This window comes from Mycobacterium sp. IDUB_3 (assembly GCF_055419585.1).
The window spans coordinates 230428-256709 of the sequence record NZ_JBVAXZ010000002.1 but is presented as its reverse complement, the minus strand read 5'-3'; the positions used below and the strand labels follow the sequence as shown (position 1 = coordinate 256709).

25 protein-coding genes and 2 tRNA genes are annotated in these 26282 nt (G+C 68.3%); 11 read left to right on the top strand and 16 right to left on the bottom strand.

All coding sequences use genetic code 11. From position 1 onward, the window contains the following. Positions 1-2: 2 nt before the first annotated feature. The 4 genes from ACZYVJ_RS22060 to ACZYVJ_RS22045 all read right to left on the bottom strand — a co-directional run bounded on the left by ACZYVJ_RS22060 (position 3) and on the right by ACZYVJ_RS22045 (position 5478). Positions 3-716, bottom strand: coding sequence for an HNH endonuclease family protein (locus tag ACZYVJ_RS22060; RefSeq protein ID WP_463833312.1), 714 nt, complete (start codon positions 714-716; stop codon positions 3-5). After that, positions 713-2932 carry an ATP-dependent DNA helicase RecG gene (recG, locus tag ACZYVJ_RS22055; protein WP_463833311.1) on the bottom strand — a complete coding sequence of 740 codons (2220 nt, stop codon included), beginning with the start codon at positions 2930-2932 and terminating at the stop codon, positions 713-715. The genes ACZYVJ_RS22060 and recG overlap by 4 nt, the downstream gene beginning before the upstream one ends. Before the next feature lie 2 nt (positions 2933-2934). Further along, complete coding sequence (locus ACZYVJ_RS22050) at positions 2935-4638, bottom strand: DAK2 domain-containing protein (protein WP_463833821.1); 1704 nt, start codon at positions 4636-4638, stop codon at positions 2935-2937. A 177-nt stretch (positions 4639-4815) separates the two neighbouring features. Further along, positions 4816-5478 carry a hypothetical protein gene (locus ACZYVJ_RS22045; protein WP_463833310.1) on the bottom strand — a complete coding sequence of 221 codons (663 nt, stop codon included), beginning with the start codon at positions 5476-5478 and terminating at the stop codon, positions 4816-4818. A 463-nt stretch (positions 5479-5941) separates the two neighbouring features. Between ACZYVJ_RS22045 and rpmB the strand changes: the two genes are divergently transcribed. Then, complete coding sequence (gene rpmB, locus ACZYVJ_RS22040) at positions 5942-6136, top strand: 50S ribosomal protein L28 (protein WP_046185726.1); 195 nt, start codon at positions 5942-5944, stop codon at positions 6134-6136. Positions 6137-6145: 9 nt separating this feature from the next. Here the strand turns inward: rpmB and ACZYVJ_RS22035 are convergent, their stop codons facing one another. Further along, complete coding sequence (locus ACZYVJ_RS22035) at positions 6146-6967, bottom strand: mycofactocin-coupled SDR family oxidoreductase (protein ID WP_463833309.1); 822 nt, start codon at positions 6965-6967, stop codon at positions 6146-6148. 2 nt (positions 6968-6969) lie between these two features. Next, positions 6970-7872 carry an SDR family NAD(P)-dependent oxidoreductase gene (locus ACZYVJ_RS22030; RefSeq protein WP_463833308.1) on the bottom strand — a complete coding sequence of 301 codons (903 nt, stop codon included), beginning with the start codon at positions 7870-7872 and terminating at the stop codon, positions 6970-6972. 95 nt (positions 7873-7967) lie between these two features. Here ACZYVJ_RS22030 and ACZYVJ_RS22025 point away from each other — a divergent pair, with 95 nt between their 5' ends. The 4 genes from ACZYVJ_RS22025 to ACZYVJ_RS22010 are packed head-to-tail and all read left to right on the top strand — an operon-like array spanning position 7968 to position 11689. Further along, positions 7968-8411 carry a nuclear transport factor 2 family protein gene (locus tag ACZYVJ_RS22025; protein ID WP_463833307.1) on the top strand — a complete coding sequence of 148 codons (444 nt, stop codon included), beginning with the start codon at positions 7968-7970 and terminating at the stop codon, positions 8409-8411. A gap of 3 nt (positions 8412-8414) precedes the next feature. Further along, the gene (locus ACZYVJ_RS22020; protein ID WP_463833306.1) at positions 8415-9623 is read left to right on the top strand and encodes a sulfotransferase family protein; all 1209 of its coding nucleotides are present in this window, start codon (positions 8415-8417) and stop codon (positions 9621-9623) included. Next, entirely contained in the window at positions 9613-10857 is a 1245-nt protein-coding gene (locus ACZYVJ_RS22015; RefSeq protein WP_463833305.1) for a hypothetical protein, read from the top strand. The genes ACZYVJ_RS22020 and ACZYVJ_RS22015 overlap by 11 nt, the downstream gene beginning before the upstream one ends. A gap of 1 nt (position 10858) precedes the next feature. Further along, positions 10859-11689, top strand: a complete 831-nt coding sequence (locus ACZYVJ_RS22010; protein WP_463833304.1) for an oxidoreductase — start codon at positions 10859-10861, stop codon at positions 11687-11689. A gap of 30 nt (positions 11690-11719) precedes the next feature. Here ACZYVJ_RS22010 and ACZYVJ_RS22005 read toward each other — a convergent pair whose 3' ends face one another. From ACZYVJ_RS22005 to ACZYVJ_RS21995, 3 genes are read right to left on the bottom strand one after another with little or no spacing between them, the layout of a single operon-like run. Further along, the gene (locus ACZYVJ_RS22005) at positions 11720-12649 is read right to left on the bottom strand and encodes an NADP-dependent oxidoreductase (protein WP_463833820.1); all 930 of its coding nucleotides are present in this window, start codon (positions 12647-12649) and stop codon (positions 11720-11722) included. Positions 12650-12654: 5 nt separating this feature from the next. After that, positions 12655-13338, bottom strand: coding sequence for a uracil-DNA glycosylase (locus ACZYVJ_RS22000; protein ID WP_463833303.1), 684 nt, complete (start codon positions 13336-13338; stop codon positions 12655-12657). A 41-nt stretch (positions 13339-13379) separates the two neighbouring features. Further along, positions 13380-14342 carry a thiamine-phosphate kinase gene (locus ACZYVJ_RS21995; protein WP_463833302.1) on the bottom strand — a complete coding sequence of 321 codons (963 nt, stop codon included), beginning with the start codon at positions 14340-14342 and terminating at the stop codon, positions 13380-13382. A gap of 138 nt (positions 14343-14480) precedes the next feature. On the opposite strand from ACZYVJ_RS21995, the gene ACZYVJ_RS21990 reads away from it, so the two are divergent. Next, positions 14481-15041: a DUF3515 domain-containing protein gene (locus ACZYVJ_RS21990; protein WP_463833301.1), complete on the top strand. Its 561-nt coding sequence runs from the start codon at positions 14481-14483 to the stop codon at positions 15039-15041. Between the two features lie 52 nt (positions 15042-15093). On the opposite strand, the gene ACZYVJ_RS21985 is transcribed toward ACZYVJ_RS21990, so the two are convergent. Further along, positions 15094-16239, bottom strand: coding sequence for a D-alanine--D-alanine ligase family protein (locus ACZYVJ_RS21985; protein WP_463833300.1), 1146 nt, complete (start codon positions 16237-16239; stop codon positions 15094-15096). Positions 16240-16320: 81 nt separating this feature from the next. After that, positions 16321-17355, bottom strand: coding sequence for an NAD(P)H-dependent glycerol-3-phosphate dehydrogenase (locus ACZYVJ_RS21980; protein ID WP_463833299.1), 1035 nt, complete (start codon positions 17353-17355; stop codon positions 16321-16323). Positions 17356-17474: 119 nt separating this feature from the next. Here ACZYVJ_RS21980 and cofC point away from each other — a divergent pair, with 119 nt between their 5' ends. From cofC to mutT1, 3 genes are all read left to right on the top strand, one after another. Then, entirely contained in the window at positions 17475-18137 is a 663-nt protein-coding gene (gene cofC / locus ACZYVJ_RS21975; protein ID WP_463833298.1) for a 2-phospho-L-lactate guanylyltransferase, read from the top strand. Positions 18138-18225: 88 nt separating this feature from the next. Beyond that, positions 18226-20415, top strand: a complete 2190-nt coding sequence (locus tag ACZYVJ_RS21970) for an RNA degradosome polyphosphate kinase (RefSeq protein ID WP_463833297.1) — start codon at positions 18226-18228, stop codon at positions 20413-20415. 84 nt (positions 20416-20499) lie between these two features. Further along, the gene (gene mutT1, locus ACZYVJ_RS21965; protein ID WP_463833296.1) at positions 20500-21447 is read left to right on the top strand and encodes an 8-oxo-(d)GTP phosphatase MutT1; all 948 of its coding nucleotides are present in this window, start codon (positions 20500-20502) and stop codon (positions 21445-21447) included. 123 nt (positions 21448-21570) lie between these two features. Here mutT1 and ACZYVJ_RS21960 read toward each other — a convergent pair whose 3' ends face one another. The 3 genes from ACZYVJ_RS21960 to leuC form a co-directional block, all read right to left on the bottom strand. Next, positions 21571-22209: an HU family DNA-binding protein gene (locus tag ACZYVJ_RS21960; protein WP_463833295.1), complete on the bottom strand. Its 639-nt coding sequence runs from the start codon at positions 22207-22209 to the stop codon at positions 21571-21573. 211 nt (positions 22210-22420) lie between these two features. Next, the gene (gene leuD, locus ACZYVJ_RS21955; RefSeq protein WP_463833819.1) at positions 22421-23017 is read right to left on the bottom strand and encodes a 3-isopropylmalate dehydratase small subunit; all 597 of its coding nucleotides are present in this window, start codon (positions 23015-23017) and stop codon (positions 22421-22423) included. Between the two features lie 26 nt (positions 23018-23043). Further along, positions 23044-24483: a 3-isopropylmalate dehydratase large subunit gene (gene leuC / locus ACZYVJ_RS21950; protein WP_463833294.1), complete on the bottom strand. Its 1440-nt coding sequence runs from the start codon at positions 24481-24483 to the stop codon at positions 23044-23046. Between the two features lie 85 nt (positions 24484-24568). Here leuC and ACZYVJ_RS21945 point away from each other — a divergent pair, with 85 nt between their 5' ends. Together ACZYVJ_RS21945 and ACZYVJ_RS21940 are read left to right on the top strand one after the other, a co-directional pair. After that, a complete protein-coding gene (locus ACZYVJ_RS21945; RefSeq protein ID WP_463833293.1) occupies positions 24569-25270 on the top strand; it encodes an IclR family transcriptional regulator in 702 nt (233 codons plus the stop codon). Positions 25271-25389: 119 nt separating this feature from the next. Next, entirely contained in the window at positions 25390-25902 is a 513-nt protein-coding gene (locus ACZYVJ_RS21940) for a pyridoxamine 5'-phosphate oxidase family protein (RefSeq protein ID WP_463833292.1), read from the top strand. A gap of 12 nt (positions 25903-25914) precedes the next feature. Here ACZYVJ_RS21940 and ACZYVJ_RS21935 read toward each other — a convergent pair. Together ACZYVJ_RS21935 and ACZYVJ_RS21930 are read right to left on the bottom strand one after the other, a co-directional pair. Next, positions 25915-25987: transfer RNA gene (locus tag ACZYVJ_RS21935), tRNA-Glu, on the bottom strand. Positions 25988-26071: 84 nt separating this feature from the next. Beyond that, positions 26072-26143, bottom strand: a tRNA-Gln gene (locus ACZYVJ_RS21930). Positions 26144-26282: the final 139 nt, after the last annotated feature.

The window sequence follows — 26282 nt, the reverse complement described above, 5'->3', positions numbered from 1 at the left end:
CGCTATCCCGTCGGGCAGGTCGTCGCGGCCTGCCGCAGCACGCCGGTCGACGCCTGGTCCACCGGCAGCGCGTAGCCGCGCAGCACCGCGATGAACTGCATGGCGTACTGACATGCGAACGCCCCGTTCGGCGGCATCCACTGCGCCGGCGGCGAATCGCCCTTGTCCTGATTGGTCTGCCCGTCGACGGCCAGCAGGTTGGCCGGATCGTTGGCGAAACGGAGCCGCTCGGGGGCGGGCCAGCCGCTGGCGCCCATCTCCCAGGCGTAGGCGAGCGGGACGATGTGGTCGATCTGAACGGATTCGCCGACCTTGGGCCCACGCGCAAACGCGATGGTCTTGTTGGTGTACGGGTCGTGCAGCGTGCCGGTGGCCACCGCGTCCGGACACCGCTTGACCGACACGTAGGTCTTGTCGACGAGATCGCGGTTGAGGATGTCGTCGCGGGTGTCACATCCGTTGTGCCCCATCGACGCACCGTTGTCGTCGTCCCAGGCGTCGCCGAATGCCGACCGCAGGTAGTCGTAGCGGTGCAGGCGCAGCGGCACGACGGCGACGCCCGCGAGCACGTCGGTGCCGGGCTGCACCGTCGGAACGTCAGCGCGAGCGGCGTATTCGGCCGAATGCCGGGCCGTCGAGGAGCCCACCGTCTGGTAGGCCACCAGCAGCGCGAGCGCCGCCGCCGCGGCCAGCCACAGCAGCACTTTGCGGTTCACGATTTGTCCAAGTATTCGATGCGGTCGGTGTCGGTGAATCGCGCTGCCAGCGCGGCCAAGCCGGGGTTGGAGCGGTCGTCGGTGTAGGTTTGGACGCAGAAGTCCCGGGCCGCCTCGATGAATTCCAGATGATCGGCCAAAGACAGCAGCCGCAGCGTGATCGCCTTGCCGGACTGGTTGCGGCCCAACACATCTCCCTCCCGACGTTCTTTGAGGTCGAGGTCGGCCAGGGCGAAGCCGTCCAGCGTCCCGGCCACCGCGCTCAGCCGCCGGCCGGCCGACGAACCCGGCGCGGACCAGCTGGCGAACAGGCAGAGGCTCGGATGCCGGCCGCGGCCGATCCGGCCGCGCAGCTGATGCAACTGACTGATGCCGAACCGGTCGGCGTCCATCACCAGCATGACGGTGGCGTTGGGCACGTCGACGCCCACCTCGATGACGGTGGTGCACACCAGCACATCGACCTCGCCGGCCCGAAAGGCCGCCATCGCGGCGTCCTTTTCCTCCGCCGAGAGCCGCCCGTGCATCAGGCCCAGTCGCAGGTTCGCCAGCTCCCCCGAGCGCAGCCGGGCGTAGAGGCCCTCGGCGGTCTCCGGGGCCTTCGCATTCTGCTCCTCGTTACCCGGATCGTCGCTCTCGTCGATGCGCGGTGCCACCACGTAGGCCTGGCGGCCTGCGGCCACCTCTTCGCTGATGCGTCGCCAGGCCCGGTCCAGCCACGCGGGCTTGTCCTTGACGAAGATGACATTGCTGGTGATGGGCTGGCGGCCGCGCGGAAGTTCGCGCAGCGTCGAGGTTTCCAGGTCCCCGTAGACAGTGAGCGCGACGGTGCGCGGGATCGGCGTCGCCGTCATCACCAGCAGGTGCGGTGTCACGCCGGGACGCGCCTTGGCGCGCAACTGATCTCGCTGCTCGACACCGAAGCGGTGCTGTTCGTCGACCACCACCATGCCCAGGTTGTCGAATTCCACCGCGTCCTGCAGCAGCGCGTGGGTGCCGATCACGATCCCGACCTCGCCGCCGGCGATCTCGGCACGGATCTGCTTCTTCTGCGCGGCGGTCATCGAACCGGTCAGCAGCGCCAGCCGGGTGCCGTTGTCGGCACCGCCGAGCTGGCCCGCCATCGCCAACGGACCGAGCACGTCGCGAATCGACCGGAGATGTTGCGCGGCAAGCACTTCCGTGGGAGCCAGCAGTGCGCACTGATAGCCGGCGTCGACCATCTGCAGCATCGCCAGCACCGAGACGATCGTCTTGCCGGAGCCGACCTCACCCTGCAGCAGGCGGTTCAGCGGGCGGGTCGCCGCGAGCCCGTCGGACAGCACACCGAGCACGTCGCGCTGCCCCGCGGTCAGCTCGAAGGGTAAGCGCCCCAACAGTTCTGCGGCCAAACCGTCCGGGCGCGGTGGGGCCGGCGGGCCCGACTCCGACAGTTCCCCGTGGCGGCGGGCCACCAGCGCCCACTGCAGGCCGACGGCTTCGTCGAAGGTCAGGCGCTCCCTGGCCCGCTGCCGCCGCGGCTCGCTCTCGGCCAGATGGATGTCGCGCAACGCCTCGTCCTCGGAGACCAGGCCGAGTCTTGCGCGCAGGTCCTCGGGCAATGGATCCGGCACCGGATCGAGCACGTCGAGCACCTGGCGCACGCACGAAAAGATGTCCCAGCTCTGCAGTTTCGTGCTGGCCGGATAGATCGGGAAGAAGTGGCGTTCGTAGGCGTCCAGCAGTTCTTCGCCGCTGGTGGCGCCCGAGACGTTGGCGATGTTCTTCAGGGATCGGGTGCCGAAGTTGCGTCCATCCGGGGAGTCGAGGACGAGGAACGCCGGGTGCGTCAGCTGCATCACGTTGTTGAAGAATCCGACCTCGCCGGAGAGCATCACCTTGGCGCCCTTGGTCAGGTCCTTTTTCAGGTAATTCGCGTTGAAGAAGGTCGCGGTCACCTTGTTGCGCCCGGCGCCGAGGGTGATGCGGTGGCACAGCTTCTTCGGGGTCTTCTTCATCGGGAACGTCTTGGTTTCGGCGATCGTGTCGATGATGGTGATGTGCTCGCCCGTTTCGGGCAGCTCGCCGTCGGCTTCCCAGCGGCTCGCGCCCTCGGTGTAGCTGCGCGGGTAGTGGCGCAACAGGTCGTCGACGGTGCGGATGCCGAACACCTCGTCAAGCTGTTCGGCGGCCTTGGCGCCCACCACAAAGTCCAGCCGGTCGGTCAGCGACACCATCGCTACTCGACCCCGATCAGCAGCGCGTCACCGTGGTGGCCGGTGCGGTAGGTGACCAGTTCGGTCCCGGGGTGGTGATCGTGCATGTGCTCTTCCAGGATGTCGCTGACCGCGCCCGCCTCGCCGTCGGTGTCGACGGCGGCGCCCAGCAGCACCGTGACCAGGTCGCCGCCCGAGGCCAACAGCAGATCGAGCAGGCCGATCGCCGCTCCGACCGCGTCGGCGGCCACGATCAGCACCTCGTCGCCCGCGATGCCCAGGCCGTCGCCGGGGCGGCAGCGACCCGCCCAGGTCAAGGCGCTCTCGGTGGCGATGCGCACCGAGCCGTGCCGCGCCGCACCGGCGGCGCGGGCCATGGTGTAGCCGTCGTCCACCGCCTGCCGGTCGGTTTCGTGCACGGCCAGCGCCGCCAGGCCCTGCACCATCGACCCGGTCGGGATCGGCACCACGTCGATCCCCCAGCCGATGGCCGCGGTGCAGCCGGCCACCAGCTCCTCGGCCGCCACATAGCCGTTTGGCAGCACCATCACCTGGGCGGCGCCGGTGTCCACGACCGCCCGCATCAGCTGGTGCGCGCTGATGTTGGTGACGGGATCGTGCCCGGCCGGCTCGCGCTGCAGCACGCAGGCGCCCTCGCCGGCGAACAGGTCGGCCGCGCCGTCGCCGTCGACCACGGCCAGCACCGCGCGCTCCCGCGTCCAGCCGCCGGTGGGCAGCCCGGGGGTGCCGGAGCTCAGCGCCGAGATGACGATCCGGCTGAGCCGCCCGGCGGCCAGCCCCGCCTCCACGGCGGCGCCGGCGTCGTCGGTGTGCACATGGACCGAGTACGTCCGCTGCGCCGACGACGGCGCCGAGGCGATGCCCACCGAATCACCCAGCTCCCCCAGCCGGTCGCGCAGCGTGTCGGCCGCCGTGGGCTCGCAGCCGTCCAGCCGGTACATCACCTCGAACTGGGGCGCCGGGCGCTGCGCGGCCGCCTCCGGCTGGGGCGCTCGCGGCGACAGCTCGTACACCGTGCGGGCCGGCGCTTGGCCGGTGATGGTCGACCGCAACGCGTCCAGCAGGACCAGCAGGCCGCGCCCGCCGGCGTCCACGGCGCCGGCGTCGGCCAGTACGTCGAGCTGTTCGGGGGTCTTTTCCAACGCCACCACCGCCGCGTCACCGGCGGCGATGACTGCCGGCACCAGCCCGTCCCCGGCCCTGGCGCACTGCCCCACCGCACCGGCGGCCGCCCGCAGCACCGACACGATGGTCCCGGGGACCTCCTCACCGCCCATCGAGCTGATCACCAGCTCCACGCCGCGCCGCAGCGCCGCACCCAGGACGACGACGTCGATGTGGGCGAGCTCGCCCCCGGCGTCGGCCGCGGCCGTCGCGGTGGCGTCGGCGATGCCCCGCAGGATCTGCGACAGGATCACCCCCGAATTGCCGCGGGCGCCGTTCAGCGCACCGGCCGACAGCGCCGCCGCGGCCCGCGCCACGCAGGTCGAGCCGCCCTCGGCGCCGGCGCCCACCTTGGCCTCGGCCAGGGCCGATCGCATGGTGAACAGCATGTTGGCGCCGGTGTCGGAATCGGCGACGGGGAAGACGTTGAGCCGGTTGATCTCGTCGATGTGCGTGATCAGGTCGCTGACGGCGGTGTGCGCCCAGTCGCGCAGGGTGATCGCGTCCAGGAGACGATCCTGCGACGTGTCAGCAGTGCCCAGGGTGACCCACCTCCTCCGCACCGATTCCGGGGTGGGCGCCAGCGTAGCCGTGCGATGGAGCCGCTGCGTTCAGTTGCTCGGCGCCGTTGCGAAAGCCCGAGCAGCGAGCATCAGATCCATCTGATCGAGGTAGTCCTCGACGCCATTCACCCTCGCAAGAATAAACCGCGGGCGGGCTTAATAGCCCTGCCTGATACCGGGATTGGCCTGCCCCACGAGCATGCGCTGATTGCTGCCGTCGCGGCTCACCCCGTAGCGACTCATCTGATAGTTGATCGACGCGCACGCGGCGGCCACCGGATCCCATGCCGAGTTCGACGTGCCAGCCTGGTGAAAAGCCGCGAAAGTATCCGGCATCACCTGCCACGGGCCCCGGGTCGCGTGTAGCGGGCCTCCGTCGAGCTGGGGCGGCCCATAGGCGTTGCTGTCCGACAGGTTGATGGCATTCGAGTGAAACTGAGCCTCGTGATCGGCGATCGTCATCATTCCCTCGATCCAATGGTCGCGGGCCGGCGCCTCGGTAATCCCTATCCGCGTCAGCGCCACTTCCAGGTAGCCGCGGACCGCGTCCGGTCCGTCCGGCCATACCCCCCGACCGTCGAATGCCACGTCCCGCAGCTGGATCCCGCGCGGGGCGGCGGCAGCCTCGGGCACCGCAGCACGACGAGCATCGGGTTGCCACCAAGACGGTACGGCCCCGGCTGGGCCGGCCCATGACGCCTTCGGGCCCGGTCCGCCGCCGCCGGCTGGGCTGTTACCCGAGGTACCGCCGATAGCGACGCTGCCCAGCGCCGTCACCACCAGATAAGCCGCCGCGACCCGTCGCAACAGCGATGCCAACCGTCGTACGCCCGCGGGACAGCCCCGTCGGTTTTCGACGCGGGCGGAACCAGCGGTGTTTTCGGCGCGCGCAACCACCCCGCGCACTCCCCTCAAGCCTGCCGATATTTGCTCTTCCCAGCCTCATCCGCAGCTCCGCGGGGGCCGGCGCCGCCAGGAAAGACCTTCAGCCTGCCCGGCGCAGCGTCCGCGTGCCGACATAGGCAGCGACCGCGCCGACCATCGGCGGCACTGTCACCCTAGCGGCGCCGCGGCCGAGCAGCCCGGATTCGCCCCGGTACTGTGATCGACTCGGTGTTTACGGCGCAGGGGGTCGCGGCACACAGCCCACCCGGTGTGACCCCAGGGCCGGCCGTTGTCGTTTTGGTGGTTACCACGACAATCGGTATTCTGGTTGGGCCCGGGTGAAGCTGGGCTGTCCCGGTCGGATTGCCGGACCCCCGAGATTTGAGGAGCTTGAACAATGGCCGCTGTGTGCGACATCTGCGGGAAAGGCCCCGGCTTCGGTAAGTCGGTGTCGCACTCCCACCGCCGCACCAGCCGCCGGTGGGACCCCAACGTCCAGACCGTGCACGTCGTCACCCGTCCGGGCGGCAACAAGCAGCGCCTGAACGTCTGCACGTCCTGCATCAAGGCCGGCAAGGTCGTCCGCGGCTAGAGGCCGCGGCTACATCACGATGTGCCCGGCGTCGACGGGCACCGACACGCCCGTCACATAGCGGGCTTTCGGGCCGGCCAGCCACAGCACCGCCTCCGTCACGTCCTGCGCTTCGACCAGCGGCACGTCCGGCAGCAGCATCTGGGAGACGGCAGGATTCGGGTTCTCCAGCATCCGGTTGACGACGAAGTCGTTGAGGATCATCGGCGTCATGACACCGGCCGGGTGGATCGAGTTAACCCGAATCTTGTGCGGCGCATAGGCATTCGCCGCCGAACGCATCAACCCCACCACCCCGTGTTTGGACGCGGCGTAGGCGAACATCGCGGAACTGCCGTCGCCGCCCCGGCCGGTCAGACCCTGCGACGAGCTGATCATCACGATCGAGCCGCCCCGGCCCTTGCGGATGATTGATGGCACCGTCGCGAGCAGCGTGTGCCAGACCCCCTTCAGATTCGTGTCCACGATCGAGTTGAACACCGGCTCGGAATGGGCGTCGGCGTCACCGATCGCGACCACTCCCGCGTTGGCGATGACGATGTCCACCTCTCCGATCGCATCGATCGCGCCCTGAACCCCGGCCTCCAGCTGCGCCAAGTCGCGTACGTCGGCGACCACGGGCACGGCCCTGCGACCCGCGGCTTCGACCAGCCGTACCGTCTCCTCGAGATCGGCCTTGGACCCCAGGGCGTAGGGGATGGCCTCGAGATCGGCGCAGATGTCGACGGCGATGATGTCGGCGCCCCGCTCGGCCAGCGCGATGGCGTGGCTGCGACCCTGGCCGCGCGCGGCGCCGGTGATCACGGCAACCGTGTTGTCGAATTCACCCATGACTACACCTCCAGTGTCGTGCCGGTCTCGCGCTCGGCGAAGGCCACCAAGCGTCCGGCAGTGTCGTAATCGCAGGCCAGCGCCGTGCGGCCGATGAGCACCGGACCGCCGCGCAGCCCGAACCTGCCGCTGACCCCGACGTAGCTGCCCGGCGGAATCGGTTCGCTGATGCAGTAGAGCGTGGGCGCCGCCCCTTCGTCGATGTCGTTGGCCAATCGGTCGGCCATCATCTTGACCCCCTTGTGGGCCACCGACATCAGCGGCGAATCGCCCAGGTTCGACAGGTTGGAGGCCACCCAGCCCGGGTGGGTGAGCTGCGTGACGATCGGCGATCCGGCCGCGCGCAGCCTGCGGTCCAGCTCCAGCCCCCACAGCATGACCGCGAGCTTCGACTGCGCGTAGGCGCCCAGCCGCGTCCACTTGTGCTGACGCAGGTGCGGGTCGTCGAGCCGCAGCGTCGCCGAGCGGTGCGCGTCGGAGCCGACGTTGATGATCTGTGAGCGCACCTTTCCCAGCAGCAGGTTGGTCAGGGCAAAGGGCCCGAGCAGGTTGGTGCCCAGCGTCATCTCGAAGCCGTCGACCGTCTCGGTGCGCCGGTCGGTCAGGGCCCCCGCGTTGTTGACCAGGATGTCCACCGGCTCGTCGATCTGAGCCGCGAACGCGCGCACCGACGCCAGGTCGGCGAGGTCGAGCTTGACCACAGATGTCAGGCGGCCGCCCATCGCAGAAATTTCCGCGGCGCGTTGCTCGCCGAGTTGGGTGTTGCGCACGGCCAGGATCACATGCGCACCGGCTTTGGCGAGCGCACGCGCGGTGCCGAGCCCGACGCCGTTGGTAGCTCCGGTCACGATCACGCGTTTGCCGGTGAGGTTGCCGAGCCGGCTGGGCGTCCACGGTAGGGTCACGGCGATCAAGAGTAATGGTCGGTTCTATGTAAGTTCGACCGGTTCTGCCAACATTGTTGCGGAATAGAGCGGAAGACTCCCGAGGCGGTTCGACAATGAGTGACAGCGCCACCGAGATCACCAACCTCATCTACACCTATGCGCAGCTTCTCGACGGCGGCGACCTGGACGGCGTGGCCCGGCTGTTCGAGCACGGCCGCATCTGCGGGATGGAGGATGGCCCGCCCGAGACGGTGTTCGCCGGTTCCGCGCGGGTGCGGGAGATGTATGACATGGCCACGCGGATCTACGAGGACGGCACCCCGAAGACCAAACACAACACGAGCAACGTGCAGCTCTACATCGACGAGGCGGCCGGGACCGCGCGGAGCACCTCGTATTACTGCGTCACGCAGGCCACCCCGGAGCTGCCGCTGCAGGTCATCGTGACCGGGCATTACAAGGACACGTTCCACCGCGTGGGCGGGGCCTGGTGCTTTGACAGCCGCACCATGTTCGTCGACCAGGTCGGCGACGTCAGCCAGCATCTGAAGTTCTGACCCGTGGCATCCGCGAGCGCGTCCGACGGCTCGTTCGACCCGGCTGCGGTGCTGGCCGATGCGCAACGCAAGGAAGACCTCACCGATTGGGGCCCCGGCGAATTCGAGGGGCCGCTGGCGGTGTTGCTGGCCGACTATGCCCGCGCCGACCTCAACGCCATCGGCGTGCACATCCTGCGGTCGGGCATCGTGCACAGCCTGCGGATGCGGTTGCGCACACAGGAGTGGATCCGCCGGAACCCGGAGATCCTCGACGAGCGGGTGGCCGCGCCGATCGTCGTCGTCGGAATGATGCGCAGCGGCACCACGCTGTTGCAGCGGCTGCTGGCCGCGGACCCGCGCTTCGTCTGTGCCTACGGCTGGGAGGTGGTCGAGGCCGCGCCACGGCTGGAGCACCGATTCACCGAGGCCGCCGATCCGCGCATCGCGATCAGCGAAGCGCGAGAAGCGAAATCGCGCGAACTGGCGCCGGAACTGTTCGCCATCCACCCGATGTACGCCCGCGAGGCCGAGGAGGAGATCGTCTTTCTGGCCGACGCGTTCCTGTCGCACGTCCCGGAGTCGGGCGCGCACTTGCCGCGGTACCGGTCCTGGCTCGACGAGCAGGATTTCTCCCCCGCCTACGGCTATCTGCACCGCATGCTGCAGTTCCTGCAGTGGCAGAAACGGCAGCGTGGCGCCCACGGCCGGCGCTGGGTGCTCAAATCGCCTGCGCACCTTGGGTATCTGGATCTACTGCGCGCGCGGTTTCCCGATCTGCACATCGTGCACATGCATCGCGACCCGCGCACCACGATCGCCTCGGGAGCCAGCCTGAACGCGACCCTGCACGCGATGCACGCCGACGCCGTCGACGTGGACCGGGTCGGTGCGCAATGGCTGCAGCGGATGGGCTGGACCAATGATCGGGCGATGGCCATCCGCGACGGCTGGACCGATGAGGGTGCCGTGGTCACCGACATCGGATTCGACGAGGCGGTGGCCGACCCGATCGGTCAGGTGGCCCGCGTCTACGACGCGATCGGGCTGGCGCTGACGGCAGACGCCGAGGAGGCGATGCGGCGGTGGCTTGCGCACCGCCCCCGGGAGCTGCCGCGCCCGCCCTACGGGCTGGAGAACTACGGCCTGCGCCCCGAGCAGGTTGACGAGCGATTCACGTTGTACAACAGGCGTTTTGGACAGCACATCGGAGGAACAGCACATGGGAGATGACCCGGTCGCGACGGCGTCCCAGCACGAACAGGAGCTGGCGGCCCTCGACCTGATCGAGCACCCGACCGTCAAGGCCGCCTACCGCACGGTCGCCGAGACCTGGCTCGGTCGGGCCAAGGCATCGGCCGCGATGCGCGAACGGTTCGACGACGCTTTCGCCGAGGTGATGTTCTCGGCGGCGGTGTGGTCGTCCAATCAGGACAAGCTGCGGCCGAAGGTCAGCTGCATCACCCGGCTCGCGCACCCGGTGGACGGCCGCCGCATTCCCGGATCGCGTTGGGGCATCGACAATCCCGACAGCGTGTACCGGGTGATCCCGATCTCGGGCGACGAGCGCTACGAGATCCACGGCCGGGTCGGCGAACACCGCATGACCGAGAACTACTTCACCCTGTGGGACGCGCACATGGGCACCGTTGCCGTGCTCAACGGCCGCACCATGCGGGTCGACTCCGATGGCAGTTACACCATCACCGTCGACTCCGAGCCCGCCAACGGCCGGCCCAACCACGTGCAGTCCACCGCGGAAGCCCACGAGTTCTACATCCGCGACGTGCTGCTGGACTGGGGCCGCGACGACCCCAATCACATTGAGGTGCAACGGCTCGGCGGCCCGCCCGCCACCCCGGCACGCACGCTCGACGAACAGGCCGAGGCCACCGCGGCGATGATGGACTACTTCGCGAACTTCACCGGCAAGCTCAGCCACGGCGTCTACAAGATGCCGGCCAACCACTTCAACCTGGCCTGGTCGGCCGACAAGGTCGGCGCGATGCGCAACCAGGTCTACGTCATGGGCCGGTTCGACCTCGCCCCCGACGAGGCTTTCGTCGTCGACCTGAACGACGGTGGCGCCGAATACTTCACGGTGCCGCTGAGCAACATCTGGGGCACCACGCTCGATCTCGTCGACCGCGCCGGCAGCCTCAACAAGGCGCAGTCGGTGCCCAACGAGGACGGCTCGTACACCTACGTGATCTCTCCCGTCGATCCCGGCGTGGCGAACTGGATCGACTCCGACGGTCTGCGGGAGGCCATTTTGACCCTGCGCATGGCCGAGTTCGGCGAGGGCGGTCCGCGGGAAAACCTCGGCGCATGCGGGCGGGTGATCAAGCTTGACCGGCTTGACGCCGAGGTGCCGCACCTGCCGCGGGTGAGCCAGCAGCAGCGGGCCACCGAGCTGGCGCAGCGGCGCAAGGCCTATCTGCGTCGCCTGCCAGAAGGGACGATCTGAGATGGCGCGCTGGCTGATCACGGGATGCTCCACCGGCTTTGGCCGCGAGATCGCGAGCGCCGCGCTGCAAGCCGGCCACAGCGTGGTGGTGACCGCGCGGCGGGCCGAGGCGGTGCGGGATATCGCCGACGAGTTCGGGGATCGGGCCGTCGCGGTGGCCCTCGACGTGACCGACGCCGGCCAGATCGCGGCGGCGGTGTCGGCGGCCGACGCGGCATTCGGCGGGATCGACGTCCTGGTCAACAACGCCGGCCACGGCTACCTGTCCTCGGTCGAAGAGGGCGAGGACGCCGAGGTTCGAAAGTTGTTCGACGTGAACTACTTCGGTGCCGTCGACATGATCAAGGCGGTGCTGCCGGCCATGCGCGCCCGCGGGTCGGGGCACATCATCAACATCTCCTCGATGACCGGCCTGGTGGCCAACCCGCCCAACGCGTATTACTCGTCGACCAAGTTCGCGCTGGAGGCGGTGACCGAGGCGCTGGCCGCCGAGGTGCGCCCGCTGGGCATCAAGGTGACCGCGATCGAGCCGGGCGCGTTCCGCACCGACTGGGCGACGCGATCGATGAAGGAATCCGGCAGCCCGATCTCCGACTACGCCGACGTGGCCGCGCGCAAGGACCTGATCAAGCAGTTCGCCGATCACTTGCCCGGCGACCCGAAGAAGGTGGCCGACGCGGTGCTCATGGTGACCACGCTCGACGAACCGCCGCTGCGGCTGCTGCTGGGTCGTGACGTGCTGAAGGCCATGCGGGACAAGATCACTGCGATGTCGGCGTCGATCGAGGAGTGGAAGGCCGTCACGAAGGACGTCAATTTCGCGGACTCGTGACGCCACTGACTGCCCGGCTGTGGGGCTGGGTCAGTCCCGCACGATGAGGACCGTCTTGCCGGCGCGCCTGCCGTTGGCGCGGCTTTCGTACGCTGCCCGGCCCTCGTCGAGGCCGAACGTCTGGGCGATCGCGACGTGCAACCGGTCGCCGTCCACCAGCGCGGCCAGTTCGTCAAGCTGATCGCGATTCGGCGTGACGATGAAGAAGGTTGCGGTGACGCCGAACTCGTCGGCCCTGCCGGCCGGAGGCGGTGCCGACAAGGTGACCAGCCGGCCGCCGCGGCGCAGCACGCCGAACGAGCGCTCCAGCGTCTGGCCGCCCACCGTGTCGATGACGACGTCGTAACCCGCGCCGGTTTCGTCGAACGCCTCGGTGCGCACGTCGATCACGCGCTGCGCGCCGCACCCGCGCAGGAGGTTGGCGGTGTCGCTGCGCACGGTCGCGGTGACCCGGGCACCCAGCAGCGCGGCCAGCTGAACCGTCAACAGGCCCACTCCCCCGGCACCCCCGGTCACCAGGACGGCCTCTCCGGGCTGCACCGCGGCGTGGTCGACCAACGCCTGCAGGGCGGTCAGGCCGGCCAGCGGCAGCGCGGCGGCCATGGCGTGCGACACCGTCGACGGCTTGGTGGCCAGGTCGGCCGCGGGTACCGCGACGAAATCGGCCGCGGCACCGTCGCGGTCGAACCCGACCAACCCGTACACCTCGGCGCCGGGCGCGAAATCCGTGACGTCGGCGGCGACCTCCTTGACGACGCCCGACACCTCGTGTGACGGGATCACCGGGACGCGGCTGGACCCTTCGCGGATCCAGGTCTCGTCCCACGTCAGCTCGTCGAAGGTGATCCCGGCCGCGTGCACGGCCACCAAGACCTCACCCGCGCCCGGTACCGGTGTCGGCGCCCGTTCGAGCACCAGCTGCTCCGGGCCGCCCCGCCGGTGCGCCCGCAGCGCGGTCATCTCGGTCACGGCAGGCGCCAATCGATGGCGTCGGCGCCCCTCTCGGCCAGCAGGTCGTTGGCGCGGCTGAACGGGCGCGACCCGAAGAACCCGCGCGACGCCGAAAGCGGCGACGGATGCGGTGACTCGATGGCGACGCAATTTCCTTGGGCGAGAATTGGTTTGAGTGTGGACGCGTCGCGTCCCCACAGAATCGCCACCAGCGGACGCGACCGCTCCGTCAGCGCCCGGATGGCGCATTCGGTCACCGCCTCCCAGCCCTTGCCGCGGTGCGAAGCCGGATTACTGGGGCGCACCGTGAGCACCCTGTTCAGCAGCAGCACGCCGCGCTGCGCCCAGGGCGTCAGGTCACCGGACGAGGGTGGCGGATGGCCCAGGTCCGCGGTGTACTCCTGAAAGATGTTGGCCAGACTGCGCGGCAGCGGCCGCACCTCGGGTGCCACCGAAAAGCTCAGCCCCACAGCGTGTCCGGGTGTCGGATACGGGTCCTGCCCGACAATCAGCACCCTGACGTCGTCGAAGGGATAAGTGAAGGCACGCAACACATTCGGCCCCGCCGGCAGATACCTGCGCCCGGCCGCGATCTCGGCCCGCAAGAATTGCCCCATCTCGGCGACCTGGTCGGCCACCGGCTGCAGCGCACTCGCCCAACCCGGCTCGACCAGTTCCCCCAGCGGACGCGCGGTCATCATCGGCTCTTCGCGATCGCGTAAACGGTCACCGCGTCACCCTAATACGACTGCCAGCCGGCGTGGCCGCTCCACTCCTGATCGTCGACCAGCACCCGTGCCGGCCCATCGAGAACCCGCCCGATGATCCGCCATCCGGCCGGCGCCGGCCCGGCGAAACACGCCACCAGGGCGTGGTCCTCCCCACCGCCCAGCACCCACTGCCAGGGATCGGCGCCGACCGCGGCCGCGGCGGCGGCAAGCGCATCGCGGTCCGCGGCCAGCGCCGCCGTCGACAGATCGATGCCCACCCCCGACGCCTCGGCGACGTGGCGCAGGTCGGCGATCAGGCCGTCGGAGACGTCGATCATCGCCTGCGCACCCCCGGCCGCGGCCACCGGTCCCTGACCGTAGGGCGGCCGCGGCACCGCATGCCGGCGCCGCAGCTCATCGAAGCCGTCAATGCCGTTGCCCCACAAGTCGAATCCTGCGGCCGAACGGCCCAGGTCGCCGGCGACGGCGATCAGCGCACCGGGCTTCGCACCCGAGCGCCGCACCGGTGCACGCCCGTCCGGGTCGCCCAACGCCGTCACGGAGATGACCCACTGCGGGCAACCGACCAGGTCACCGCCGGCGATGCCGGCGCCGATTTGCCGGGCCTCGTACCACATCCCGTCGACCAGGGCGTCCACCTTCGCCGCCGGCGTATCCCCGGGCGCGCCGAAGGCGACCACGAAGGCCGTCGGCCGACCGCCCATCGCCTCGATATCCGCGGCGTTCTGGGCGATCGCCTTGCGCCCGATGTCGTGCGGCGTCGACCAGTCCAGCCGGAAGTGCCGATCCTGCACCAGCATGTCGGTCGACACCAGGAGGCGGCCATCACCCGACGACACCACCGCCGCATCGTCCCCCGGCCCGAGCACGACCGCGGCGGGCTGCTCGCGCCCTCGCACCACGCGATCGATCACGGCGAACTCGCCGAGTTGCTGCAGCGACTCGCCCGATTCCTCTTGCACGCCACCCACGATAGGGCTCGTGTTGTCGCTCCTACCGCGCCGGACGGACGGACCGTGGGGCTACCCGGACCGGTTTCGGACCGAGAATAAATTGGCACCGGGGTAAACGAAGGCGATAGTGGTTAGCGGGACAAGGAGGTACGGGCGGTGGCAGCCGAAGCGGACACCGATGCCGGGCCGCCGCGCGCGCTGATCATCGCCGCGATCGCGCTGGCCGTCGCGACGATCGGCGTGATCCTGGCCATCGCGGCCACCCGCGAGGCCCCCCCGCGTTCGGTGGCCGTTCCCGCGGTCCCCGCGCCGCAGGCCGACGGCTCGGCGTGCCGGGCGCTGATGGGCGCGCTGCCGCAGCGGCTCGGGGACTACCAGCGCGCGCCCCTCGAGCAGCCGGCCCCGCAGGGGGCCGCCGCCTGGCGCAGCGTGCCGGACGGTGATCCGGTGGTACTGCGTTGCGGGCTGGACCGCCCGGCCGAGTTCGTCCTCGGATCCCCGATTCAGGTCGTCGATCGGGTGCAGTGGTTCCAGGTGCGCGCCGAACAGCAATCCGCCGGGGACGCGGGCAGGTCCACCTGGTACGCCGTGGACCGCGGAACCTATGTGGCGCTCACGCTGCCGACCGGGTCGGGCCCGACGCCGATCCAGCGGCTGTCCGAGGTGATCGACCACAACATCCCGGCGGCGCCCATCGACCCGGGCCAGCCTGGTTAGCTCCAATGGCGGCGACCCGCCGCGCCCGGCCACGCCGCGCTTGCGATCGCCGCTAGCGCAGGCCCACGCCACGGGCCAGCGCGGTCTCGACCATCGTCGCGAGCAGGGTCGCATAATCCACGCCGCTGGCCGCCCACATCCTCGGGTACATCGAGATCGTGGTGAATCCGGGCATGGTGTTGATCTCGTTGAGCACCGGCCCGTTCTCGGTGAGGAAGAAGTCCACCCGGGCCAGCCCCTGGCAGTCGATGGCCCTGAACGCCCGGACCGCCAATCGGCGTACCGTGTCGGCGATTTCGTCGTCCACCTTGGCGGGCACGTCCAATTCGGCCGCGTCGTCGAGGTATTTGGTGGAGAAGTCGTAGAACGAATCCTCGCGACCGCGCACCCCGGCCACCCGGATCTCGCCCAGCGTGCTGGCTTCGACTGTGCCGTCCGGCATTTCGAGCACACCACATTCCAGCTCGCGGCCGATGATCGCCGCCTCGACAATGACCTTGGGGTCGTGGCGGCGCGCGGCGGCGATCGCGCCGTCCAGCTGATCCCAGCTCGATACCCGGCTCACACCGATCGAGGAGCCGCCCCGTGCGGGTTTGACGAACACCGGCAGGCCCAGCCGCTCGCACTCCTCGGGGCGCAGCCTCGAGCGCGCCGGGCGCAGCACCGCATAGTCGCCGACCGGCAATCCTTCGGCGGTGAACAGCTTCTTGGTGAACTCTTTGTCCATGCCGGCCGCGCTGGCCAGCACACCGGCGCCCACGTACGGCACGCCGGCGAGTTCCAGCAGACCCTGAATGGTGCCGTCCTCGCCGTAGGGACCATGCAGCACCGGAAAGACCACGTCGATCGAGGCCAGCACCTCACTGGCCCCCGGTGCCAGCGACACCAGCTGGCCGCTGCGCCGAGGATCGGCCGGCATCGCCAATTCGGTTCCGGATTCGGATGTCACCTCAGGCAGTTGGCGGTTGGTGATCGCCAGCGCGGCGGGGTCGCCGTCGGTGAGCACCCACGAACCCTCCGGGGTGATGCCGATCGCGACCACGTCGAACCGCTCCGGGTCCAGGTTGCGCAGAATGCTGCCCGCCGAGACGCACGAGATGGCGTGTTCGTTGCTGCGCCCGCCGAAAACGACGGCGACGCGTACCCGATCGCCACCCCGTGAGCTGGGGTGCGGCGTCGACCGCTCGCTGGCATTCACAATCTCAAGAGGCTACCGGGTGACACCCGGTCCGGTCGGGTGGCGGCCCTTTGCCTGGCCTTCTCATATGTTCGGCGCCGCCTACTCGGGCTTGGTGCGGCGGCCCAGGAGCAGGGCCATCGCCTCGTCGACCGACAAGCCTTTGTGGCACACGCGGTACACGGCGTCGGTGAGGGGCATCTCGACGTCGTAACTGGCGGCCAGCGCCAGCACCGACTCGCAGGACGTCACACCCTCGACGACGTGCCCGTCGCCGCCATCGGGCGTGCCCCCCAGCAGCGACTGGATGGTCGCTCCCCGGCCGAGCCGTTCGCCCAGGGAACGGTTGCGGGAACGCGGCGAGCTGCAGGTGGCCACCAGGTCGCCCACCCCGGCCAGCCCGGCCAGCGTCGCGCCCTTGGCGCCGAGCGCAATCCCCAGCCGCATGATCTCGGCCAGGCCGCGAGTGATGATCGCCGCCGAGGTGTTCTCGCCGAGCCCGACGCCGACGGCCATCCCGCACGCGAGGGCGATGACGTTCTTGCAGGCCCCGCCGATCTCGGTGCCGACCACGTCGCTGTTGGTGTAGGGGCGGAAGTATCCGGTGTTCAGCATGCGCTGCAGGGCGACCGCCCGGCCCGAGTCGTTGCACGCGATGACGGTGGCGGCGGGCTGGGATACGGCGATTTCGCTGGCCAGGTTCGGCCCCGAGATCACCGCGACCTGAGACGGGTCGACGCCGGTGACCGAGACGATGACCTGGCTCATCCGCATCAGCGTGCCCAGCTCGATGCCCTTGGCCAGGCTGACCAGGGTCGCGCCCTCGCGAATCAGCGGCGCCCAGCGCTCGAGGTTGCCACGCATGGTCTGCGCCGGCACCCCCAGCAACACGGTCGAGGCGTCGCGCAGCGCTTCGGCGGCGTCGGCGGTGGCGCGGATGCCCGGGGGCAACGCCGTGTCGGGCAGATAGTCGGGGTTGGACCGGGTGGAATTGATCTGCTCGGCCAGCTCGGGCCTGCGGGTCCACAGCGTGACCCCGGCCTCCGGTCCCCCGGCCTCGACCAGCACCTTGGCCAGCGCCGTTCCCCACGCCCCGGCACCCATCACCGCGACGGCGCCCGACGATGCGCTGGTCATGTACCACCCCTGTCCGTGGTCGGTGTTGCTCACGCGGCACGCGCGGCCGCTACACCCTAGATCAGCGACGGACCGGGCGTCACGCGAGCCGCGACGCGGCGCTGGCAGGATGACATCTCATGAGCGGCATACAGGCCGACGGCGCGGCCAACGGCGCTGGCGACGTGGCATTGATCATCGCCGTCAAGAGGCTGGCCGCCGCCAAGACCAGGCTGGCCCCGGTCTTCTCGGCGCGCACCCGGGAAAGCGTGGTGCTCGCCATGTTGACGGACACCCTGACCGCCGCCGCACGTGTCCGATCGCTGGGCTCGATCACCGTGATCACGCCCGACGACGCCGCGGCGGCCGCGGCCACCCAGCTGGGCGCCGACGTGCTGGCCGACCCGACGCCCGAGGGTCACCCCGATCCGTTGAACAACGCCATCGCCGCCGCGGAGCGCGCGGTGGGCGGTTCCTTCGCCAATGTCGTTGCGCTGCAGGGTGATTTACCCGCACTGCAGACTCAGGAGCTCAATGAGGCGATCGCCGCCGCACGCCAGCACCGGCGCAGCTTCGTCGCCGACCGGCTGGCGACGGGCACCGCCGCACTGTTTGCGTTCGGCAGCCCGCTCGACCCACGGTTCGGGTCCGATTCCTCGGCGCGGCACCGCAGTTCGGGTGCGATCGAGCTGACCGGCGCCTGGCCCGGCCTGCGGTGCGACGTCGATACTCCCACCGACCTCGCGGCCGCCCGCCGCCTCGGAGTGGGGGCGGCGACAGCCCGGGCCATCGCGCCGCACTGATTTCGATCACCCTGGGCAAATCTTTCCCAGGGGTGAACGTCGTCCCAACGGCGAATGGATGTCCCCCGAGCGCTAGCAGCACCCGCGCGTGATGAGCAATGATCGCAGGGTGACTGAAATCGAAGCTGAGGCGCGACCCGACGAGAATTTGTGGCATTCGGGCGACTCGGCCGTGGCGGCACCACCGGCTGCGACCCAGGCCGCGCTGACCGATCTGCCCGACGATCGTTACCTCAACCGCGAACTGAGCTGGCTGGACTTCAACGCCCGCGTGCTGGCGCTGGCCGACGACAACTCATTGCCGCTGCTGGAACGCGCCAAGTTCCTGGCGATCTTCGCCTCCAACCTCGACGAGTTCTATATGGTCCGCGTCGCGGGCCTCAAACGCCGCGACGAGATGGGGCTGTCGGTTCGCTCCGCCGACGGTTTGACGCCGCGCAAGCAGCTTGCCCTGATCGGGGAACAGACTCAGCGGATCGCGACCCGCCACGCGCGGGTCTTCCTCGATTCGGTGCGGCCGGCGCTCGCCGAGGAAGGCATCCACATCGTCACGTGGGCCGAAATCGACCAGGACGAGCGCGACGAATTGTCGAACTATTTCACCCAACAGGTCTTCCCCGTCCTGACACCGCTGGCCGTCGATCCCGCGCACCCCTTCCCGTTCGTCAGCGGGCTGAGCCTGAACCTCGCGGTCATGGTGCGCCAGCCCGAGGACGGCGGGCAGCACTTCGCGCGAGTCAAGGTGCCCAACAACGTCGATCGCTTCGTCGAACTCCCCGCCATCAGCAGCGCTGACGGCTCGGGGCGGGCCATCGTCCGTTACCTGCCGATGGAAGAGCTGATCGCGGCCTTCCTTCCTCTTCTGTTCCCGGGCATGGAAATCGTGGAGCATCACGCTTTCCGCATCACCCGCAACGCCGACATGGAGGTCGAGGAAGACCGCGACGAGGATCTGCTGCAGGCGCTGGAACGGGAATTGGCGCGCCGGCGGTTCGGCCCGCCGGTGCGACTCGAGATCGCCGACGACATGACCGAGGGCATGCTGGAATTGCTGCTGCGCGAACTCGACGTGCATCCCGGTGACGTCATCGAAGTGCCGGGCCTGCTCGACCTTTCGTCGCTGTGGCAGATCTATGGCCTGGACCGGCCGGCGCTCAAGGACCCGGCCTTCGTACCGGACACCCACCCCGCCTTCGCCGACCGCGAATCTCCCAAGAGCATCTTCGCGACGCTGCGCGAGGGCGACGTGCTGGTGCATCACCCGTACGACTCCTTCTCCACCAGCGTGCAGCGCTTCATCCAGCAGGCCGCCGCCGACCCTAACGTGTTGGCGATCAAGCAGACGCTGTACCGCACATCCGGTGATTCGCCGATCGTGCGGGCGCTGATCGAAGCGGCCGAGGCCGGAAAGCAGGCCGTGGCGCTCGTCGAGATCAAGGCGCGCTTCGACGAGCAGGCCAACATCCGTTGGGCGCGCGCCCTCGAGCAGGCGGGCGTGCATGTGGTCTACGGGCTCGTCGGCCTCAAGACGCACTGCAAGACCTGCTTGGTGGTGCGCCGCGAGGGTTCGGCGATCCGGCGGTACTGCCACATCGGAACCGGCAATTACAACAGCAAGACCGCCCGCCTGTATGAGGACGTCGGCCTGCTGACGGCCAACCCCGACATCGGCGCGGACCTCACCGATTTGTTCAATTCGCTTACCGGCTATTCGCGTAAGGTCTCCTACCGCAATCTGCTGGTGGCGCCGCACGGAATTCGCGCCGGCATCATCGAACGGGTCGAACGCGAGATCGAGGCGCACCGCGAACGCGGCGACGGGCGCATCCGCCTGAAGATGAATGCGCTTGTCGACGAGCAGGTGATCGACGCGTTGTATCGGGCGTCGCAGGCGGGGGTACGGGTCGAGGTCGTGGTGCGCGGGATCTGCGCGCTGCGCCCGGGCGCCGAGGGTTTCTCCGAAAACATCTTCGTCCGCTCCATTCTCGGCCGCTTCTTAGAGCACTCGCGGATCATCCATTTCCGCAACATCAACGAGTTCTGGATCGGTAGCGCGGACATGATGCATCGCAACCTCGATCGGCGGGTGGAGGTGCTGGCTCAGGTCAAGGACCCCAAGCTCACCGTGCAGCTCGACGAATTGTTCGAATCCGCACTGGATCCGTCCACCCGGTGCTGGGAACTGGGGCCCGACGGGCAGTGGACCCCGTCGCCACAGGCCGGCCATACGGTGCGTGACCACCAAGTATCGTTGATGGAGCGCCATCGCAGTCCTTAGCTCTGTGCGGTGACTTCCGGTTGTTTCTCCCGGCCGCATCTCGATTAAGCGTGCTCTGAAGTGAATTGATCTGCAGGAGTTGAGGTGCCGACCCACAATTCGTCCACCGCTCGGCGCTCGGGAAGCCGGGTCGTCTATGCCGCCGGCGCGGTGCTGTGGCGACCCGGCAATGGTGACGCGGCCGATCACGACATCGAAATCGCCGTCATTCACCGTCCCCGGTATGACGACTGGTCGCTGCCCAAAGGCAAGGTCGACCCCGGCGAGACGGCCCCGGTGGCCGCCGTGCGCGAGGTGCACGAGGAGACGGGTCAGCGCGCCATCCTCGGCCGACGGCTCGACTTGGTGAGCTATCCGATCGACCAGGGCGTCAAAAAGGTTTACTACTGGGCGGCACGCGCCATCGGCGGTGAATTCGTGCCGGGCAATGAGGTGGACCGGTTGCTCTGGCTGCCGCTCGCCGAGGCGATGCAGAGGCTCGACTACGCGCAGGACCGAAAAGTGTTGCGCCACTTCAACAAAAAGCCGGCCGATACGAAAACCATGTTGGTGGTCCGGCACGGCACAGCCGGCCGCAAATCGCGTTTCTCCGGTGATGACGCCAAGCGACCGCTGGATAAGCGCGGACGCGCGCAGGCCGAGGCGCTGGTTCCACAACTCCTCGCCTTCGGCGCGTCGCAGGTGTACGCGGCCGACCGGGTCCGCTGCCATCAGACCGTGGAACCGCTTGCCGAGGACTTGGGCGTGCCCGTGCTCAACGAGCCCGCCCTCACCGAAGAGGCCTACGCCAAGAACGCGAAACGCGGACGCCACCGAATGTTGGACATCGCCGAGAAGCAAGGCACACCGGTTGTCTGCACGCAGGGCAAGGTGATTCCGGACCTGATCGCGTGGTGGTGTGAGCGCGATGGCGTTCGGCCCGACAAGTCACGTAACCACAAGGGCAGCACCTGGGTGCTGTCGCTGTTTGACGGCCGATTGGTGGCGGCCGACCACATCGGCGGTGCGCTGGCCGCCAACGTCCGGGCCTAGCGTGATGGCGGCGGCCCGCTACGCCCGGCTTCGCCGCGCTTTCGACCGCCGCTAAGCGCACGAATACCCTTCGGGGGCACCGCTGCCGCCCGAAGGGTATTCGTGTCTAGAACTTGACTCCGCTTACTTGCGACCGCGACGTGCGGTCGTCTTCTTGGCGGGAGCCTTGCGGGCCGGAGCCTTGCTCGCGGCCTTCTTGGCCGGAGCCTTGGTCGCGGCCTTCTTGGCCGGAGCCTTCTTGACCGCGGCCTTCTTGGCCGGAGCCTTGGTCGCGGCCTTGCGCACCGGAGCCTTGGTCGCGGCCTTCTTGGCCGGGGCCTTGGTCGCGGCCTTGCGGGCCGGAGCCTTCTTCGCCGCGGCCTTCTTGGCGGGAGCCTTCTTGGCTGCAGCCTTCTTGGCCGGAGCCTTCTTGGCGGCGGTCTTCTTGGCCGCACCACCCGCTACAACACCACGCTTGACGGCTGGGCCGTCCGACGGGAGGCGCTGTGCGCCAGACACAACCGCTTTGAACTGAGCACCGGGGCGGAACGCCGGGACGGACGTCGGCTTCACCTTCACCGTCTCACCGGTCCGCGGGTTGCGGGCCACCCGCGCTGCGCGGCGCCGCTGCTCGAACACACCGAACCCGGTAATAGTGACGCTGTCGCCCTTGTGTACCGCACGCACAATGGTGTCGACAACATTCTCGACCGCAGCGGTCGCCTGTCGACGGTCCGTGTTCAATTTAGTTGTGAGCACATCAATGAGCTCTGCCTTGTTCATCAATCCCTCCGACACTAGTGGTCCTCGATTTGAACCGACTAGTGGACACGGTAAACCCTCACCCAGCAAATTTCCAAGAGCCACGCGCAATTTCAGGGCAAGGCGCCCGCCGATTTCGCAATCTGGTTGCCGCCCTTGACCGGTGGCGGGTGTTAAAAATCGGGTCGGTTTAGTTAGCCGATCAAGCAGAAAATCGGCGCCGGCCGACCGCTCAAGAGGTGGGCAGAGTACGCGGTTTCCAGTCCGGATACTCGATCTCGAATGACTCGATTTTATCGAGTTTCCGCAGCGTAAGGGCTATATCGTCCAGCCCCTCGAGTAGACGCCATGCGGTGTGGTCGTCAATCTTGAACGGCAGCACCGTCGTTCCCGCGGTGATATTTCGATCTTGAAGATTGACAGTGATTTCCAAGCCCGGGCTCTGCTCGATGAGCTTCCAGAGCAGTTCCACCCCATCCTGAGAAACTTCGGCCGCCAGCAGCCCCGCCTTGCCGGCGTTGCCCCGGAAAATGTCACCGAATCGAGACGAGATGACCACCCGGAACCCGTAGTCCATCAGTGCCCACACCGCATGCTCACGCGACGACCCCGTCCCGAAATCGGGCCCTGCGACTAGCACTGACCCCCGGTCAAAGGGGCTGAGGTTGAGCACGAATGACGGATCCGACCGCCAGCTGGCGAACAAGCCGTCCTCGAAACCGGTTCGGGTGACACGCTTCAAATACACCGCCGGAATGATCTGATCGGTATCGACATCGGAGCGCCGCAGCGGCACACCGATACCGGTGTGGGTGTGAAATGCTTCCATGCTCATCCCTTCAACAGTCGATTAAGTCAGCTCAAATCGGCCGGAGCAGACAATGTGCCGCGAACGGCGGTCGCCGCGGCAACGGCCGGAGACACCAAATGCGTGCGGCCGCCTTTACCCTGGCGCCCTTCGAAGTTGCGGTTGGACGTCGCGGCGCACCGCTCCCCCGGCGCAAGCTGGTCGGGATTCATCCCCAGGCACATTGAACAGCCCGCTTGGCGCCATTCGGCGCCCGCGGACGTGAAAACCTCACCCAGCCCTTCGGCTTCGGCCTGCGCGCGCACCCGCATCGAGCCCGGTACCACCAGCATCCGCATCCCGGGCGCGAGCTTGCGACCGCGAAGCACGTCGGCGACGACGCGCAGATCTTCGATACGACCGTTGGTACAAGAGCCCACGAACACCGTGTCGACGGCGATGTCACGCATCGGCGTGCCCGGCCGAAGGTCCATATACGCCAATGCTTTCTCAGCCGCCTGACGCTGCGCGTCGTCGGTCATCAGCTCGGGATCCGGCACCGCGTCGGCCAGCGGAACGCCCTGGCCGGGGTTGGTGCCCCACGTCACGAACGGGCTCAGCGACGCGGCGTCGAGGTAGACCTCGGTATCGAATTCGGCTCCGGGGTCGGTGTGCAGCTGCTGCCAATAACTCATTGCCGCATCCCATTGCGCGCCCTGCGGGGCGTGCGGGCGGTCACGCAAGTAGTCGAACGTGGTTTCGTCCGGAGCCACCATTCCCGCCCGGGCACCGGCTTCGATGCTCATATTGCAGACGGTCATCCGGCCTTCCATCGAGAGCGATTCAATGGCGCTGCCGCGATATTCGATGACGTGGCCCTGACCGCCGCCGGTACCGATTTTGGCGATCAGCGCGAGAATGATGTCCTTGGCCGTCACGCCGGCGGGCAACTGCCCGTCGACATTGACCGCCATCGTCTTGAACGGCCGCAGCGGCAAGGTCTGGGTGGCCAGCACGTGCTCGACCTCCGACGTGCCAATTCCCATGGCCAGCGCCCCGAATGCGCCGTGCGTCGAGGTGTGACTATCCCCACAGACGACCGTCATTCCGGGCTGGGTGAGGCCGAGTTGCGGCCCGACCACGTGCACGATGCCCTGCTCGGCGTCGCCCATTGGATATAGCCGCACACCGAATTCAGCACAATTTCGCCGCAATGTCTCGACCTGGGTCCGCGACACCGGGTCGGCAATCGGCTTGTCGATATCGGTGGTCGGAACGTTGTGATCCTCAGTGGCCAGGGTCAAATCGGGGCGGCGCACCGGCCGGCCCGCCAAGCGCAGGCCGTCGAAGGCCTGCGGGCTGGTGACCTCGTGCACCAGATGCAAATCGATGTAGATCAGGTCCGGCTCGCTGGCGCCGCCGGATACCACAACGTGGTCATCCCAAACTTTTTCGGCCAGAGTGCGCGGTTTGGTGGCGGCGCCCGCCGCCCCTTGGTCGATTCCCATATCGAACTCGCCTCAATTCGCCTCGTTAGCGGCTCGCCGATCATTCGGGCTGTGATCTCAGAATGCGAGACGCTAGTATCTTCCTGTGAGACAGCATAGCGGCATCGGCGTCCTGGACAAAGCCGTGGGTATCCTCCACACGATCTCCCAATCACCCTGTGGGTTAGCCGAACTGTGTGAGCGGACCTCCTTGCCCCGGGCCACGGCATACCGGCTGGCCGCCGCCCTCGAAGTGCACCGCCTGCTGGCGCGCGACGACGAAGGACGCTGGCTGCTCGGTCCGGCCGTCAGCGAACTCGCGGCCCACGTCAACGATCCGCTGCTGGCCGCCAGCAGCGCGGTGCTGCCGCTGTTGCGCGAAACCACCGGTGAGAGCGTGCAGCTGTACCGTCGCGAGGGCACCGACCGCGTCTGCGTGGCCGCCCTGGAACCCGCTGCGGGCCTTCGCGATACGGTTCCGATCGGTGCGCGATTGCCGATGACGGCCGGGTCGGGCGCCAAAGTGCTACTGGCCCATAGCGACGCGGCCACCCAGAAGGCCGTGCTCGCGACGGCGAAATTCACCGAACGAACACTGGCCGAAGTGCGGCGGCGGGGGTGGGCCCAAAGCGTGGCCGAGCGCGAGCCGGGGGTGGCGAGTGTGTCGGCGCCGGTGCGAGATGCTCGCGGCGCCGTCGTCGCGGCCATCTCGGTGTCGGGTCCGATCGACCGGATCGGCCGGCGCCCGGGGGCACGCTGGGCCGCCGACCTCCTGTCCGCCGCCGAGGCACTCACCCGCCGCCTCTGAGCTGTTCCGGTGGCGAGTGTGCGTCCAGGGCGGCCTAATCGGGAATTTGTAAGCCCTCGGCGCACGTGCAACGCCACCAGTGCACAAATCACCGCAGGCCGCCTGACAGACTGACCGGCATGGGAACCAATCAGCGCGCGAGCATCGTCATGTCCGAAGACGAGATCGCCGATTTCGTCGTGAAAAGCCGCACCGGCACGCTGGCCACCATCGCCGCCGACGGGCAGCCTCACCTGACCGCCATGTGGTACGCCGTCGTCGACGGCGAGATCTGGCTGGAGACCAAGGCCAAATCGCAGAAGGCCATCAACCTCAAGCGCGATCCGCGGGTGAGCTTTCTGATCGAGGACGGCCACACCTACGACACACTGCGCGGGGTGTCGTTCGAGGGCGTGGCCGAGATCGTCGACGATCCCGACGTCTCACACCGCGTGGGCGTCAGCGTCTGGGAGCGCTACACCGGTCCCTACAGCGACGACATGAAGCCCTTCGTCGAGCAGATGATGAACAAGCGGGTCTGCGTTCGTATCGTGGCCCGACGGGCTCGTTCGTGGGATCACCGCAAACTCGGCTTGGCGGCCATGCCGGTGGGTGGAACGACAGCACCGGCGGTCCTGGGGACCGGCCAGTAGCCGCGATATTTGTAGCCCCGATGGGATTCGAACCCACGCTACCGCCGTGAGAGGGCGGCGTCCTAGGCCGCTAGACGACGGGGCCAGAAACGATCCGAGCAGTCAGCATAGCTCACCCCGCTAAGCCCACCTAATCGCTTGAGGCTGGGAGTTTTTAGCGAGAGTTTTGCTGGGGTACCAGGACTCGAACCTAGAATGGCTGAACCAGAATCAGCTGTGTTGCCAATTACACCATACCCCATTGGCTGCCTAAAACCGCTGGTCAACGTGGATTGCGGGCCTTCATAAGCTCTTTGGAGTCCGCCGCCGCCAGCCGTTGTCGGCCTTTCCTAAACCGCAGTGCAGACTACCAAAGTCTCGGCTGACACTCCGCACGCGTG

Bases quoted from the DNA above. Each gene is read 5' to 3' on its own strand.
- recG (WP_463833311.1), bottom strand. From the start codon at position 2,932: ATGGTGTCGCTGACCGACCGGCTGGACTTTGTGGTGGGCGCCAAGGCC.
- rpmB (WP_046185726.1), top strand. From the start codon at position 5,942: ATGGCCGCTGTGTGCGACATCTGCGGGAAAGGCCCCGGCTTCGGTAAG.
- ACZYVJ_RS22035 (WP_463833309.1), bottom strand. From the start codon at position 6,967: ATGGGTGAATTCGACAACACGGTTGCCGTGATCACCGGCGCCGCGCGC.
- ACZYVJ_RS22025 (WP_463833307.1), top strand. From the start codon at position 7,968: ATGAGTGACAGCGCCACCGAGATCACCAACCTCATCTACACCTATGCG.
- ACZYVJ_RS22015 (WP_463833305.1), top strand. From the start codon at position 9,613: ATGGGAGATGACCCGGTCGCGACGGCGTCCCAGCACGAACAGGAGCTG.
- ACZYVJ_RS22010 (WP_463833304.1), top strand. From the start codon at position 10,859: ATGGCGCGCTGGCTGATCACGGGATGCTCCACCGGCTTTGGCCGCGAG.
- ACZYVJ_RS22005 (WP_463833820.1), bottom strand. From the start codon at position 12,649: ATGACCGCGCTGCGGGCGCACCGGCGGGGCGGCCCGGAGCAGCTGGTG.
- ACZYVJ_RS22000 (WP_463833303.1), bottom strand. From the start codon at position 13,338: ATGACCGCGCGTCCGCTGGGGGAACTGGTCGAGCCGGGTTGGGCGAGT.
- ACZYVJ_RS21980 (WP_463833299.1), bottom strand. From the start codon at position 17,355: ATGACCAGCGCATCGTCGGGCGCCGTCGCGGTGATGGGTGCCGGGGCG.
- cofC (WP_463833298.1), top strand. From the start codon at position 17,475: ATGAGCGGCATACAGGCCGACGGCGCGGCCAACGGCGCTGGCGACGTG.
- ACZYVJ_RS21960 (WP_463833295.1), bottom strand. From the start codon at position 22,209: ATGAACAAGGCAGAGCTCATTGATGTGCTCACAACTAAATTGAACACG.
- leuD (WP_463833819.1), bottom strand. From the start codon at position 23,017: ATGGAAGCATTTCACACCCACACCGGTATCGGTGTGCCGCTGCGGCGC.
- leuC (WP_463833294.1), bottom strand. From the start codon at position 24,483: ATGGGAATCGACCAAGGGGCGGCGGGCGCCGCCACCAAACCGCGCACT.
- ACZYVJ_RS21940 (WP_463833292.1), top strand. From the start codon at position 25,390: ATGGGAACCAATCAGCGCGCGAGCATCGTCATGTCCGAAGACGAGATC.